Origin of the sequence: Bradyrhizobium ontarionense, from assembly GCF_021088345.1 — a bacterium.
Lineage (GTDB): Bacteria > Pseudomonadota > Alphaproteobacteria > Rhizobiales > Xanthobacteraceae > Bradyrhizobium > Bradyrhizobium ontarionense.
Window position 1 is genome coordinate 194,842 of sequence record NZ_CP088156.1, and the last position, 12,571, is coordinate 207,412.

11 protein-coding genes are annotated in these 12,571 nt (G+C 64.1%); 7 read left to right on the forward strand and 4 right to left on the reverse strand.

From position 1 onward, the window contains the following. Positions 1 to 78 precede the first annotated feature (78 nt). Both LQG66_RS00695 and LQG66_RS00700 read left to right on the forward strand, forming a co-directional pair. The gene (locus LQG66_RS00695) at positions 79 to 261 is read left to right on the forward strand and encodes a hypothetical protein (protein WP_231322281.1); all 183 of its coding nucleotides are present in this window, start codon (positions 79 to 81) and stop codon (positions 259 to 261) included. Between the two features lie 39 nt (positions 262 to 300). Next, entirely contained in the window at positions 301 to 1,029 is a 729-nt protein-coding gene (locus LQG66_RS00700; protein ID WP_231322283.1) for a sulfite exporter TauE/SafE family protein, read from the forward strand. 489 nt (positions 1,030 to 1,518) lie between these two features. Here LQG66_RS00700 and LQG66_RS00705 read toward each other — a convergent pair whose 3' ends face one another. Next, the gene (locus tag LQG66_RS00705; protein WP_231322286.1) at positions 1,519 to 2,034 is read right to left on the reverse strand and encodes a hypothetical protein; all 516 of its coding nucleotides are present in this window, start codon (positions 2,032 to 2,034) and stop codon (positions 1,519 to 1,521) included. An 871-nt stretch (positions 2,035 to 2,905) separates the two neighbouring features. On the opposite strand from LQG66_RS00705, the gene LQG66_RS00710 reads away from it, so the two are divergent. After that, the gene (locus tag LQG66_RS00710) at positions 2,906 to 3,952 is read left to right on the forward strand and encodes a sensor histidine kinase (protein ID WP_231322288.1); all 1,047 of its coding nucleotides are present in this window, start codon (positions 2,906 to 2,908) and stop codon (positions 3,950 to 3,952) included. Between the two features lie 93 nt (positions 3,953 to 4,045). On the opposite strand, the gene LQG66_RS00715 is transcribed toward LQG66_RS00710, so the two are convergent. Then, complete coding sequence (locus LQG66_RS00715; RefSeq protein WP_231322290.1) at positions 4,046 to 4,369, reverse strand: hypothetical protein; 324 nt, start codon at positions 4,367 to 4,369, stop codon at positions 4,046 to 4,048. A gap of 356 nt (positions 4,370 to 4,725) precedes the next feature. On the opposite strand from LQG66_RS00715, the gene pip reads away from it, so the two are divergent. From pip to LQG66_RS00735, 4 genes are all read left to right on the forward strand, one after another. Next, positions 4,726 to 5,685, forward strand: coding sequence for a prolyl aminopeptidase (gene pip, locus LQG66_RS00720; protein WP_231322292.1), 960 nt, complete (start codon positions 4,726 to 4,728; stop codon positions 5,683 to 5,685). A gap of 1,537 nt (positions 5,686 to 7,222) precedes the next feature. Next, on the forward strand, positions 7,223 to 8,611 hold the full coding sequence (locus LQG66_RS00725) for a class II 3-deoxy-7-phosphoheptulonate synthase (RefSeq protein ID WP_231322294.1): 1,389 nt from the start codon (positions 7,223 to 7,225) through the stop codon (positions 8,609 to 8,611). After that, a complete protein-coding gene (locus LQG66_RS00730; RefSeq protein WP_231322296.1) occupies positions 8,611 to 8,964 on the forward strand; it encodes a diacylglycerol kinase in 354 nt (117 codons plus the stop codon). The genes LQG66_RS00725 and LQG66_RS00730 overlap by 1 nt, the downstream gene beginning before the upstream one ends. Positions 8,965 to 8,974: 10 nt before the next feature. Further along, positions 8,975 to 10,678: an NAD+ synthase gene (locus LQG66_RS00735; protein WP_231322299.1), complete on the forward strand. Its 1,704-nt coding sequence runs from the start codon at positions 8,975 to 8,977 to the stop codon at positions 10,676 to 10,678. Between the two features lie 24 nt (positions 10,679 to 10,702). On the opposite strand, the gene LQG66_RS00740 is transcribed toward LQG66_RS00735, so the two are convergent. Together LQG66_RS00740 and LQG66_RS00745 are read right to left on the reverse strand one after the other, a co-directional pair. Further along, on the reverse strand, positions 10,703 to 11,875 hold the full coding sequence (locus LQG66_RS00740; protein WP_231322302.1) for a DUF2865 domain-containing protein: 1,173 nt from the start codon (positions 11,873 to 11,875) through the stop codon (positions 10,703 to 10,705). Positions 11,876 to 12,027: 152 nt separating this feature from the next. Then, positions 12,028 to 12,336: a hypothetical protein gene (locus LQG66_RS00745; RefSeq protein ID WP_231322303.1), complete on the reverse strand. Its 309-nt coding sequence runs from the start codon at positions 12,334 to 12,336 to the stop codon at positions 12,028 to 12,030. Positions 12,337 to 12,571: the final 235 nt, after the last annotated feature.

Below are 12,571 nucleotides of genomic sequence, written 5' to 3' on the forward strand. Positions count from 1 at the left end.
TCCGCATACTCCGCTCGGGGGACGCCCAGGGGACGCTGCGATGCTAGCAACCTGAAATCAGTTGCTGGAGATCACGACATGCAGGCCAATGAGGTTCCGCCGCGGCGCAAGCTGTCGATCACGCCGCAGGCGGTGCTGGCCGCGGGCGTCGTCGTCATGTTCCTGCTCCTGCACCTTGTCGCCGGCGCGATCCTGCAGGGCGCTGCCACGCGCGATGGATCCCCCGCGACGCCGGTTTCGACGCTTCAAGACTACGATTGAAGATCACTCATTTTCAGGCTCATCAGCCGGAGATATTTCATGCCCGGGCTCGACTCGTTTCTGCTGCTCAGCGCCGCCGTGTTCTTCGGCGCCTTCGTCTCCGGCTTGGCCGGCTTCGCCTTTTCGGCTGTGGCCGGCGCGATCCTCCTGCACATGCTGCAGCCGTTGGAGGCGGTGCCGTTGATGATGGCCTGCAGCGTCGGCGTGCAGGCGACGAATCTCTGGGCGCTGCGCACCAGCATCCGATGGAAGGAAAGCCTGGTCCTGATCCTGGGCGGGCTGCTCGGCGTGCCCTTGGCGCTGTGGCTGCTTCATAATGCAGATACCCGCATGTTTCAGCAGGTGTTTGGCCTGACGATCGCGATCTACGCCGGCTATATGCTGTTCAAGCCCGCCCTCGGCTGCGTCCAGCACATGAGCAGGAATCGCATGGCGATCATCGGTTTCGGCGGCGGTCTCATCGGCGGGCTCACTGCGATGCCCGGCGCCTTGCCGACCATCTGGTGCGAAATGCACGGCCTGCCGAAAACCGAGCAGCGCGGCCTGGTGCAGCCGTTCATCGCCGTGATGCAGATCGCCTCGCTGGCGATGATGCTGGCGCGACAGGACCTGTCGTCGAAGGTGATCATCGATCTGGCTTTGAGCATCCCGGCTCTGCTCGCCGGGACGGCACTCGGTATCCTCGCCTTTCGCAAAGTCAACGACGCGTTGTTCAGGCGGATCATCCTGGGTATTCTGCTTCTCTCCGGGCTCCTGCTCGTTGTCTGATCTGTCGCGGAGCGGCTGACGGGGCACGCCATTCTCTGAGCAGTCCGGTGACAACACGAGGCAGGTTCGGCGCCAAAGAGCTTGGCAATGACGGCGCGGCCGTCGGTCGATCACTCCACCCAGCCCGTGGCGATGGCGTTGGCCCAGTCGTGCATGCCCCTGCGACGTGCGAGTGCGGCCATCGGCGCGGGGTCATACGGTACGTAGCGGAACGTCATCGACCAGCACCCGAGCTGGCGCTCCGCGATCGCGTAACAAGCATCCGGCGTCCCGGTCTCCACCTGATAAGAGATCGGCTTGGAGAGTCGATAGCCGGGCAGCCCGACGCTGCCGGGGTTGACGATGAGCCGGCCATCGCTGAGCCTGACGATGCGCGGAATATGGCTGCGTCCGCACAGGATGAGCGAGGCGTCGACGCCGCTGGCCCGCGAGAGGGACCACTTCGTCCTTCGCGAACACTGTAGTTCGCGATGCCGGTCGGTCGAGATCCTACTCCGGTTTGTCCTTGCAGAGGGCCCTCGGAACATTCCCCCTGCCTTGCGGCTCCAATGAGGAGTGATGCTGCACGATCTCGTTCTGGTGAAAGATATAGGTATATCGTGCGCGCAGCACCGCGTTGTCCTGCGTCGTGAAAGTATACGGCCCGCTGGCAAAGGCGAAATTGCAGTCGCCGCTGATGATCGCTTTGTCGGGATCGATGTCGGCTTTCGGGCGGTCTTGCAGAAAAACAAAGAAGTATGACGTAATCTGTTCCCTGGTCGTCAAGGGCCCGTTGGCGCATGTCGGCAGCAGGACCGCGCGGTCGGCGTAGGTCGCGACGATAGGGCCCGGCTTGGTCGCCGTCGATTCATTCAGCGCCGTCTGCCAATTCTTCAGGAGCGCCTTGACCCTCTCAGGGGTGACGACACAATGACGCTTGGTCGTCCTCGACCAGCCCTCTGACGGCACGGCGAGAAGGATCATGACGCTGGCGCATCCGAGCAGGGACATCCAATGGCGCTTCAAGGCATTCCTCCTTGGTCGACGCAGTCCTCGTGGGCAGGCGGCATCTCCGATCTGAAGCGGAGGACGCAGCGTTTCGGACAGTGCGCTCAATTGCGCATCCGGCCAGCGGCCGATAGGTCTCGTTCATCCGAACTCGTTGGGTACGCGCCGGCAAGGGGTGGCTTCTTCGCCTGAGGACTCGATCTACAATTCTGTGCGCGCTCACCTCGTGCCAATTCGAAACGCGCCCGCGAGCTGATCGTCGAACTGGTCATTGATGTTGTTTGTAGCACGCGACAGCCTAACAAGGCAATCAAAAAGAGAGTAAGTCATTCATCGCAATTATTGATAGAGTCGATGTGATGCGCGCGTTTGTCGGAAACACCACTTGTTCAAGCATCTTGCCCATTGGACTGTTGTTGACAGTGCACTGAACAACCCTCTCCGCGGCGCAGCCGACCCGCCTCGGTCACCCGAACGCGCCCGTTGGGCCGTCGCCGATCAGGGCGGTTGCTTCGCCTCAGAATTACGGTGGCAGTGCATTCAACTTTGCCGATGACCGTGCAGCCTTCCTGCTTCGGTCATCTGACCTCCCGGTCATTCGGCGCGTGTCGGAGAGGCGCAGGATCGATGCCTTGGCGGCGTGCTGGAAGGCGACGACCACTTTGATTTTGGCGGGTTGCGCTCATCGTGGCGATATGCACGCGTGAAGTGCCGATATCGGCCGTTGGGGCTACTCGGCATCGTCAGCTCGATCAGAGTCTGGCGGCTTTGATCTACGCACCCCATTGTACAGTCGGGAGCTGTGACGATAGGTTCGTGGCAGGAAAGAGTAGGGTTTTCTGGCATGGCTGCGGAAGGAGTAAGCGACTTCTTGGCGGGAGGTGGCGAGATGGGCGCCCTGACGCGCGCATTCGACTGGTCAAAAACCTCGCTCGGCCCTCCGGACACATGGCCGCAAAGTCTGCGGGTGACGGTTCGGCTCGTGCTCACCTCGCGCCACCCGATGTTCGTGTGGTGGGGACCGGAGCTGATCCAGTTCTATAACGACGCTTACCGTGAGACGATGGGGCCCGAACGGCATCCGAGTGCTTTGGGGGCTCGGGGCCAAGAGTGCTGGGCCGAGATATGGGACATCATCGGCCCCCAGATCGCTTATGTCATGGCCGGTCACGGCGCGACCTGGAACGAGGACCAGTTGGTCCCGGTGACGCGCCATGGCCGTCGCGAGGATGTCTGGTGGACTTATAGCTTTGGTCCGATTGATCTCGACGGCAAGGTGGGCGGCGTGCTTGTCGTCTGCAGAGATGTCACCTCCGAGCACATGGCCAGGAGTTCGTTGAACCTCATCAACGAGGAGCTCACCCACCGCGTCAAGAACACGCTTGCGATCCTTGGAGCCGTGGCCACTCAGACGTTCAGAGATCCTTCGAGCAAGGCCGATCTCGACAAGTACCAGGGACGACTTGCTGCGTTCGGACGCGCCCACGATCTGCTCACGGCCGCGAACTGGGCTGCGGCTCCCCTCAAGGACGTGATCGACGCTGCCCTGATTCCCTACAGGACAGGCGAAGACCAGTTCAAGGTCTCGGGTTCTCCCCTCGTGGTGAAATCCCGGCAGGCCCTCGCTCTGTGCTTGGCCATCCATGAGCTCGCGACCAACGCCTTGAAGTATGGCGCTCTGACCGTGGCAAACGGACGTGTGTCCATCACGTGGACGTCCGACGATCAGGAGGGCGAGCCAAGGTTCGTTTTCGTCTGGCAGGAGTCCGGTGGCCCGGCTGCGTCGAAGCCGGCCAGTGTCGGCTTTGGGTCGCGCCTCATCTCTCGTGTGCTGCAAGACGATTTCGGAGGCACCGTTGAGGTGTCTTATGATTCGACCGGGCTTATGTGCCGGCTGACGGCTCCGCTCGACAATCTGAGGCCGCCTCCCGAATAGCGTCGGAGCTCATTTCAAGCCGTGCTGTCCAGCACTGTCACCGTCACTCGGAGAACAGCCGGATGCGGCCAAGGTGGTATCGTCTGGCGATGCCTACTGAATCGCGCGTACGATCTCGATCACCGTCCCGATTCCGACCACTCGGGCGCCTTCCTGGATTCGCCACTGGCGGCCGGAGTAGATTTGTCCCTCCAGGCCCGGCCAGTTCAGGAATCTGATGGTTGTTTCGATGCTGTCGCCCGGATGTAACGCGACGCCCGCGGGCAGGTCGATGACGCCCATGGTCATGGCGCGGTTGTCAGGCCCGAAGAAATTGTGGTTCGGACGATAGCCGCCGTAGACGGGTCGGCTCCGGCCGCTCTCTTCGCTGGGGAGCAGCCTGACGGTGGCTCGCACATGGACGACGTCATCGGGCATCCGCTAGAATCTGCCAAACATCGTAGCCTTTTCGAGTAAGGGTAGAAGCCAGATGTGGCATGACGCGGAAAAAGGTCCAACGTCGGTTGGAAAATCCGGACAAGATTCTCTTCGATCGTCGGATTGGCATGGGCATCGCCGCGAGACGCTTTGGGCGGAGCCGTCGATGGAACGGCTCAAACGTTTTCCTCATCCGGAAATCGCCTTCTTCACGCGAGGATTCGATCACCTCGAACATCGGCGCCGACTGCAGAGTCTCGCAACCGCGCTATCCTATCGGTGACTACCGCGGCCCTGAATCAGTGGGATGATCATGCGTGATCCAAGGGGTGATCGAGGGTAGCGGAAGGTTTCGAATGCAGGACGATAGATTCCCAGCCATTGAACCGCACGACAGCGGCATGATCGACGTGGGTGACGGCCATCGCGTATATTGGGAGTGCTGCGGGAATCCTGCCGGCAAGCCAGCGCTTTACTTGCACGGTGGCCCAGGCTCCGGCTTTTCGCCGGGCCAGCGGCGTTTCTTTGATCCAAGTGCCTATCGGGTCGTCCTCTTCGACCAACGTGGATGCGGGCGGAGCAGGCCGCTCGCAAGCTCTCCGGATGCTGACCTGCGCGTCAATACGACAGCCCATCTCATCGCCGATATTGAAGCGTTACGTCGGCTTCATGGGGTCGAGCGCTGGACGATCTTGGGCATGTCCTGGGGAACGACCCTGGCTCTGGCCTATGCACAAGCCCATATGCACAGAGTCGAGGCCTTGGTGCTGGCGCTGGTCACGACCACATCGCGTCGTGAGGTCGAATGGATTACCCGCGATGTCGGACGTATTTTTCCCCGCGAGTGGGAGCGCTTCACGAAAGCCCTGCCGGACTCATTGCGGCACCTTCCGCCGGTAGACGCCTATGCCACGCTGCTCTTTGATGCCGACCCTGCAGTTCGGGACCATGCGGCACGGGAATGGTGCGCCTGGGAAGACGCCCACATCTCACTCACTCCCGGCCATCTGCCGAATCGGCGGTACGAAGACCCGAAATTCCGCCTGCAGTTCTCGCGCCTAGTCACGCACTACTGGCGCCACGGTGCCTTCCTTGAAGACGATCAGCTGCTTCGTGATGCTTCAAGACTGAGCGGTATTCCCGGGGTCCTAATCCACGGTCGCTACGACGTCAGCAGCCCGCTCGATGTCGCTTGGCAGCTGTCGCAGCGCTGGAGCACCACACAGCTTCACGTCCTGGACGATGCAGGCCATGGTGGGGGCGTCACCCTCATCGCCAAAGTCGTTGGTGCCTTGAACCAGTTTGCATCTACGTAGTGTGATTACCGCGATATCGCACTGAACTTCGCTGATCGATGCGTGCCGGAAAACGACGAGACGCTGACATCCGAGTTCGGACAGAGTTGCGATGACAGTGCACTAAAGTTCCCGGGCACTACTGTGCGGGCCGCATCGTTCATTCCAGCGCGGTCGGGGCGCGTCGGCAGCGCGGCTTTTTCAAGCTAGCGTGCTCAGATCGATTGATCTTATGCAGCGTCACCGCAATTCGCGTATCATGCCCGTTCAGATTTGAGAGGTATGAGACAGGCGACAGATTGGAAAAGGTCATGCCGCTGTACAATCAAAAGGCGAGAGAATTCCGCGGTGGGTAACTTCATATGAAGCGATTCGCGGCTGCGGCCGAGGCAGCCAATTTCGGGTTTCGTCCGAAGTATTGAAAATAGGCTTTACGATTTACAGAAATTATGCTCTACTGTCCGCCATCCCGCCTCGGTACGGAGGGGCGTAGCGCGCGATCGTCACGACACGCGGGGCGGGGAGCGATGGCCGCGAGGCTGCCGGCAGCGTGTCTTCGGGCGCGCCGACGAACGGCAGCGCGCGGACGTGAAGTCGCAGCGTGCTGACACCCCGATGCTGGTGTCCCGCGCAATGCGTTTGAAGCGCATTGTGCGCATGGTGGCCAACAAGCCCGGTGCACCAGGCAGACTGCGTATAAGCGTTAAGACCGTCGCGCAGGGAATGCCGGTTGATCGGTTTTGCCTGTGGTACCTGCCGCCTGCACTTCTTTCCGCAGGCGGGCCATGGGTGGGGCCTTCACCCGGCATTCCCTGCGCCCTCCGACGTCTCGGGAGGGTGAGATGCTGCAGTAGAACTCGGGCATCCATGCCGCGGGAATGCAAGCGTGCGCCCGGGCAAGGTCTCGTTGAATGTCGAGGAGTCAGCCATGCTGTCGTTGCGAGCGCAGCGAAGCAATCCAGGCTGGTGCTGCGGAAAGACTCTGGATTGTTTCGCTGCGCTCGCAATGACGGAAGAGAAACGGTGTCTTCCAATCGACGATCGTATCGCAGGATGCATGCGATGGCGGAAGGCGAGGCTTGCAGCTCTGGGCCTCAGCCCCGCGCCAAACTCCGCTGTCATCCCGGGCAAGCCCTGATTGCGCGAGCGCCATCAGGGCGCCGACCCGGGATCCACTCCCAGGGAGCAGTTGGCTTGTGCAAGCCTGGCCATCTCGCGCGACGATGTCATGCGGTAGCGATGGGTCCCGGCGTTCGCCGGGACGACAGCGGAGGGTGTGGCGACGTATTTGCCCCACCCCCGCAGGGCGGCCTGGAGGCAATTCGGACTCGTGCCGAGGCCAGGAATCCGGATCGCTTCGCAGCGCTCGCAAGGACGGAGGAGAGCGTGCGCCTGCCATCATCATCCGGAATCTCGGGCCGAGCGGAATCCCTTCGCAGCCGCAACGGCTTGGCGGGGCGACTTAAATTCCAGATGGCGGTTCGGGGACAGGCTGTGTATAACGCGCGCGCCGCAGCTGGGGACTAGACGCGCGGTGTTTCGCAAGGGAGTTGAAGCCATGACCGAGCGCTGGAGCCCGGAAAGCTGGCGTTCCAAGCCGGTGCAGCAGGTGCCTGATTATCCCGACCAGAAGGCGCTGGCCGACGTTGAGGCGCAGCTTGCGACCTTTCCGCCGCTGGTGTTTGCGGGTGAGGCGCGCAACCTGAAGAAGTCGCTGGCGCGGGTGGCGGCCGGGGAAGCCTTCCTGCTGCAGGGCGGCGACTGCGCCGAGAGCTTCGCCGAGCACGGCGCCAACAACATCCGCGACTTCTTTCGCGTGCTGCTGCAGATGGCCGTCGTCATGACCTATGCCGGCGCGGTGCCGGTGGTGAAGGTCGGCCGCATCGCCGGCCAGTTCGCCAAGCCGCGCTCCTCGCCGACCGAGAAGATCGACGGCGTCGAGCTGCCGAGCTATCGCGGCGACATCGTCAACGACACCGCGTTCACGCCGCAGGCGCGCATTCCCAATCCGCAGCGCCAGCTCGACGCCTACCGGCAGTCGGCGGCGACCTTGAACCTGTTGCGCGCGTTCGCCACCGGCGGGTTCGCCAATCTCGGCAGCGTGCACCAGTGGATGCTCGGCTTCGTCAAGGATAGCCCGCAGTCGCGCCGCTACAAGGAGCTGGCCGACCGCATCTCCGAGGCGCTCAATTTCATGCGCGCCTGCGGCCTCGACCTCGAGAGCCATCCGGAACTGCGCGCCACCGACTTCTACACCAGCCACGAGGCGCTGCTGCTGGGCTACGAACAGGCCTTCACCCGGGTCGATTCCACCACCGGAGATTGGTACGCGACCTCAGGCCATTTCATCTGGATCGGCGACCGTACGAGGCAGCTCGACCACGGCCACGTCGAATATTTCCGCGGCATCAGGAATCCGATCGGCCTGAAATGCGGCCCGTCGCTGAAGCCGGACGAGCTGTTGAAGCTGATCGACATCCTCAACCCCGACAACGAGCCGGGCCGGCTGACGCTGATCAACCGCTTCGGCGCCGACAAGATCGGCGATCACCTGCCGCAGCTGATCCGCGCGGTGAAGCGTGAAGGGCGCAGCGTGGTCTGGTCGTGCGACCCGATGCACGGCAATACGATCACGTCGACGAGCGGCTACAAGACGCGGCCGTTCGACCGCATCGTCTCCGAGGTTCGCGCGTTCTTCTCGGTCCATGCTGCCGAGGGCACGCATGCCGGCGGCATCCACCTCGAGATGACCGGCAAGGACGTCACCGAGTGCATCGGCGGAGCGCGGGCGATCACCGACGAGGATCTCAACGACCGCTATCACACGGTGTGCGATCCCAGGCTCAATGCCGAACAGTCGATCGACATGGCGTTCCTGATCGCCGAGCTGCTGAAGCAGCAGCGCGGCGGCAAGGCCGCCCCGATGCCGGCGGTCGCGGGCTTCTGATGCTGCGGATCTGGCGCGCGACGCTCAACTCGCGCAATGGACTGTCGTTCGCGCTCCGCTCCGAGCAGGCGGTGCGCGAGGAGGTGGTTGCGTTCCTGCTGGCGCTGCCGCTCGCCTATCTGGTCGGCGCGACGCCGATGCGCAGCGTCGAGCTGGTCTGTGCAGTGGTGCTGGTGCTGGTGGTGGAGCTGCTCAACACCGCGATCGAGAAGCTCGCCGACCGCCTGACCACCGAGCACGATCTGCAGATCGGCCGGGTCAAGGATCTCGGCTCGGCCGCGGTCGGCGTCGCGCTGCTGATGGCCGGCAGCTTCTGGCTGTTCGCGATCGCCGAGCGGCTCGGGCTGCTCTGAGTTGCCGCGCATGACCGCCGCCGACGGGTTCAGGATCACGCTGGCGCAGCTCGATCCGACGGTCGGCGATCCCAAGGGCAACGCGGCGAAGGCGCGTGAGGCCCGCGCGAAAGCTGCAGCCGACGGCGCCGACCTGGTGCTGCTGCCGGAGCTGTTCATGTCCGGCTATCCGCCGGAGGATCTCGTCCTGAAGCCGGCCTTTCAGGCCGCCTGCCGCGCCGCGATCGAGGCGCTGGCGCGCGAGACCGCCGATGGCGGGCCTGCGGTGCTGATCGGCACGCCCTGGGTCGAGGATGGTCAACTCTACAATGCCAGCGCGCTGCTCGACGGCGGCCGCATCGCGGCGCTGCGCTTCAAGACCAATCTGCCTGATGACCGTGCGCTCGGTCCGAAGCGTCTGTTCGCGCGCGGCCCCGCCGCCGGCCCGGTCAGCGTGCGGGGATTGCGCATCGGCGTGGCGATCGGCGACGACATCGGGGTCGAAGAGGCCGAAGGCTACGAGAACGTGGTCGAGACCCTGGCCGAAACCGGCGCCGAGATCATCGTGGCGCCGAGCGCCTCGCCCTATATCCGCGACGGCGGCGACCGGCGCCTCTCCGCCGCCGTGGCCCGCGTCACCGAAAGCGACCTGCCGCTGATCTATCTCAACCAGGTCGGCGGCCAGGATGACCAGGTGTTCGACGGTGCGTCCTTCGCGCTCAACGCCGATCTGTCGGTCGCCGCGCAACTGCCCGGCTTCGTCGAGGCGATTGTGACGCTGAGCTGGAGCAGGGCGCCGGACGGCTGGCAATGCGAGGGCCCGGTGACGGCCCTGCTCGAGGGCGACAAGGCGGACTACGCGGCTTGCGTGCTCGGCCTGCGCGACCATGTCGGCAAGAACGGCTTCGCTGGCGTCATGCTCGACCTGTCCGGCGGCATCGAGTCCGCGCTATCGGCGGTGATGGCCGTCGACGCGCTCGGAGCCGACAAGGTGCGCGGCGTGGTGATGCCTGATCGCGACCCGCCGCAGCGTGACTCTGTCAGGTTCGCCGCGAATCTCGGCATCGCCTGTGAGGTGCTGCCGATCGAGCCGGCAGTCGAGGGCTTCAAGAGCGTCCTGTCGGGAACGCTCGCGACCGACGCGCATGAAGATCTGCTGGGGCGCGTGCGCGGCACGCTGCTGATGGCGCTGGCCAATACGTCCGGCGCGGTGGTCGTCACCGCGACGAGCAAGTCGGAGCTGTTGATCGGCCGAACGCGCGATGCTGGCGACGTGACCGGTGCGTTCGCCCCGCTCAAGGACATCACCGCGAGCGAGGCGCTTCGTTTGGCGGCGCTGCGCAACGGCTGGAAGCCCGACGATGCGCGCGGACCATCCGGCGAGGTCGTTCCGCCCGATCTCATCGCGCGTTCGTCGGGCGCGCAGCAGCGCGGCGAGCCTCTGCCGGCTGATGACGTGCTCGACGCCATTCTCGCGCGGATCATCGACGGGGAGCCGCTCGCCGCGATCATCGCCGTGGGCTTCGATCGCGCCGCCGTCACGCACATCGATCGGCTGGTGACATCGGCCGAAGCCAGACGGCGACAAGCGGCACCCGGCGTGAAGCTGACGACGCGTCATCGCCTCTCCCCCATCACCAACCGCTTTCGCGATGACGGCGCGCTGCCGCCTGAGCCGGACCAGACGCTGATCGAACGCAGTGGCCGCGCGTCGACCGACGCGTTCGAAGGGTAACGGCGGATGGCCCGGCGATCTCGATCAGCGCGTCGGGATGAAGGTCGGGCCGACGGTGCGGATCTGCTTGTCGCCACCGGCGCCGGTCGTGGTGTCGGTGGCCGAGGGGGCTGCGGCTTCGGCCGGCGCGGCACCCTTCCTGGCGGCGTTCGCCGGCGGCTTGCCGGTCTGGCGCTGCTGCATCCGCTTGGCGCTCTCCTCGGTGACGATGATGTCACCCTGCTGCTCGGCGGAGGCCTTGTCGTCGATCGATTTCAGCGCATCGGCCCAGGTCTGTCCGGGCGCCTTGCAGGAGCAGGTCGGGTTGAACTCGGTGCGATATTTGAACGCGTTGGCCAGCGCGCTGTAGGGCTGGCCGTTGACCGAGACCGCCTGGTTCATGTCCTCGCCAGGATTGCGATAGGTGAACAGCGTCGCGTCGGCGGCGGGACATTGCGCCTTGCAGGCACGCTCGTCGTCGGAGAAGCGGCCGGGAACGGTCGCGAACGAGATCGGGAAATAGGCGCCGTCGCAGCTGCGCACGCAGACCGTGCGATAGGTGCCCTGGGGCGCCGCAAGGTCGGCGCTGGGCGGGGGCAGGGAGGCTGCCGGGTTGCTGTCGGGTCCACCGCCGAACAGGCTGGTCAGGAAGTTGCCGCCGCCACCACCACCGCCGCCTCCGCGGTTGGCGTTGGCGTATTGCTGGTACTGCGGCCCGCAATTGTTCTGGCCCAAGGCGGCCAGGACGGAACGGCGTTGGTTGTCGCGCTCACCGCCGAACCCGCCGCCGCGCAGCCGCTCGAGGCTGTTCGTGATCTGGTCCAGGTTGGTGCGCATCTGCTGGATCTGGTTGTTGACCGGGCCGCATTCGGCCGAGCGACCGTTGAATATCGAGAAGAAACCGGGGCTATCGCAGCCCATCCGCTTGGCCTGCATGCTGACGCGATCGAGCTCGGACTGCTGCTTGGCGGCGGCGTCCTGATAGCGCCGGATCTGGTCCTCGCGGCCGGGATCACCGCCACCGCCGCGGTCGATCGAGGCGAGCTGCGATTCGAGCCGGGGACAGATGGGATTGACACCGGCCTGCGGCGCGGGCTGGCCCGGCGCCATCTGGGCGTAGGTGTCGGAACTCGATTGCGCAGAGGCGTGAGAGCTCGTCAGAGCGAAACCAAGCAGCGCAGCGGAGGCCAACAGGCGCGGAGACAGGGAAGCGATCAAGATGCGGTATTCCGGTCCATGGGTGCTGCCGCGGGACTAGCACAGATTTCGGAATATTCGCGGCAGCGGCCGGCCTCCCATAGCCGCTTTGTTCGGCAGCGTCACGTCGTTTCCGGGGCGCTGAGATGGCGGGAACACCGCGACCGGGCCCGTCAGCGCTGGCAGGTGATCGCGACATACTCGTTGCAGCCGCTGTGGGTGCAGTTTGCGCCGGCTTTCGGCACCGATCCGGTGATTTCGTCGGGGTCGACGCGGCGGTAGGATGAGGCCTGAGCAAAATCCCGTGATTGGCAGTAGGAGCGGGCGGCCGAGGCGCCGCATCTGTCGCCCTTAGCCAGGCACTGGTCGACGCCATAGCCGTCGGCTTCGTTGGCGATGATGAAGATGCGGCTCTCCGCCGAAGCGGCCGTCGCAGCGGCAATGAGAACACAGCAGGCGAGCAGCGCCGAGGAGAATCGCATGGTGCACCGGTCGGTGAGGGATACAACTCATGGTTAGGCCAAAAAGGTTAAAAATGATTAACCATGAGGCAGGGCGCGAGCATTTGGGCGGCGAAAACGGCCGTTTTGCGGCTCTTGACGGAAACATTCCGCTGCATCATGGTGAGTTTCATGAACGGTTTCCTCGCCATCTGCTGCATTTGCCGCGAGATTACGCGCTAGCGATTCGCTGGCTGAGGCCGTCTTTTCTCAACAG

What these genes read in the sequence shown, in the direction of transcription:
- LQG66_RS00745 (WP_231322303.1), bottom strand. Translation starts at nt 12,336, where the DNA reads ATGCGATTCTCCTCGGCGCTGCTCGCCTGCTGTGTTCTCATTGCCGCT.
- LQG66_RS00725 (WP_231322294.1), top strand. Translation starts at nt 7,223, where the DNA reads ATGACCGAGCGCTGGAGCCCGGAAAGCTGGCGTTCCAAGCCGGTGCAG.
- pip (WP_231322292.1), top strand. Translation starts at nt 4,726, where the DNA reads ATGCAGGACGATAGATTCCCAGCCATTGAACCGCACGACAGCGGCATG.
- LQG66_RS00700 (WP_231322283.1), top strand. Translation starts at nt 301, where the DNA reads ATGCCCGGGCTCGACTCGTTTCTGCTGCTCAGCGCCGCCGTGTTCTTC.
- LQG66_RS00710 (WP_231322288.1), top strand. Translation starts at nt 2,906, where the DNA reads ATGGGCGCCCTGACGCGCGCATTCGACTGGTCAAAAACCTCGCTCGGC.
- LQG66_RS00735 (WP_231322299.1), top strand. Translation starts at nt 8,975, where the DNA reads ATGACCGCCGCCGACGGGTTCAGGATCACGCTGGCGCAGCTCGATCCG.
- LQG66_RS00730 (WP_231322296.1), top strand. Translation starts at nt 8,611, where the DNA reads ATGCTGCGGATCTGGCGCGCGACGCTCAACTCGCGCAATGGACTGTCG.
- LQG66_RS00695 (WP_231322281.1), top strand. Translation starts at nt 79, where the DNA reads ATGCAGGCCAATGAGGTTCCGCCGCGGCGCAAGCTGTCGATCACGCCG.
- LQG66_RS00715 (WP_231322290.1), bottom strand. Translation starts at nt 4,369, where the DNA reads ATGCCCGATGACGTCGTCCATGTGCGAGCCACCGTCAGGCTGCTCCCC.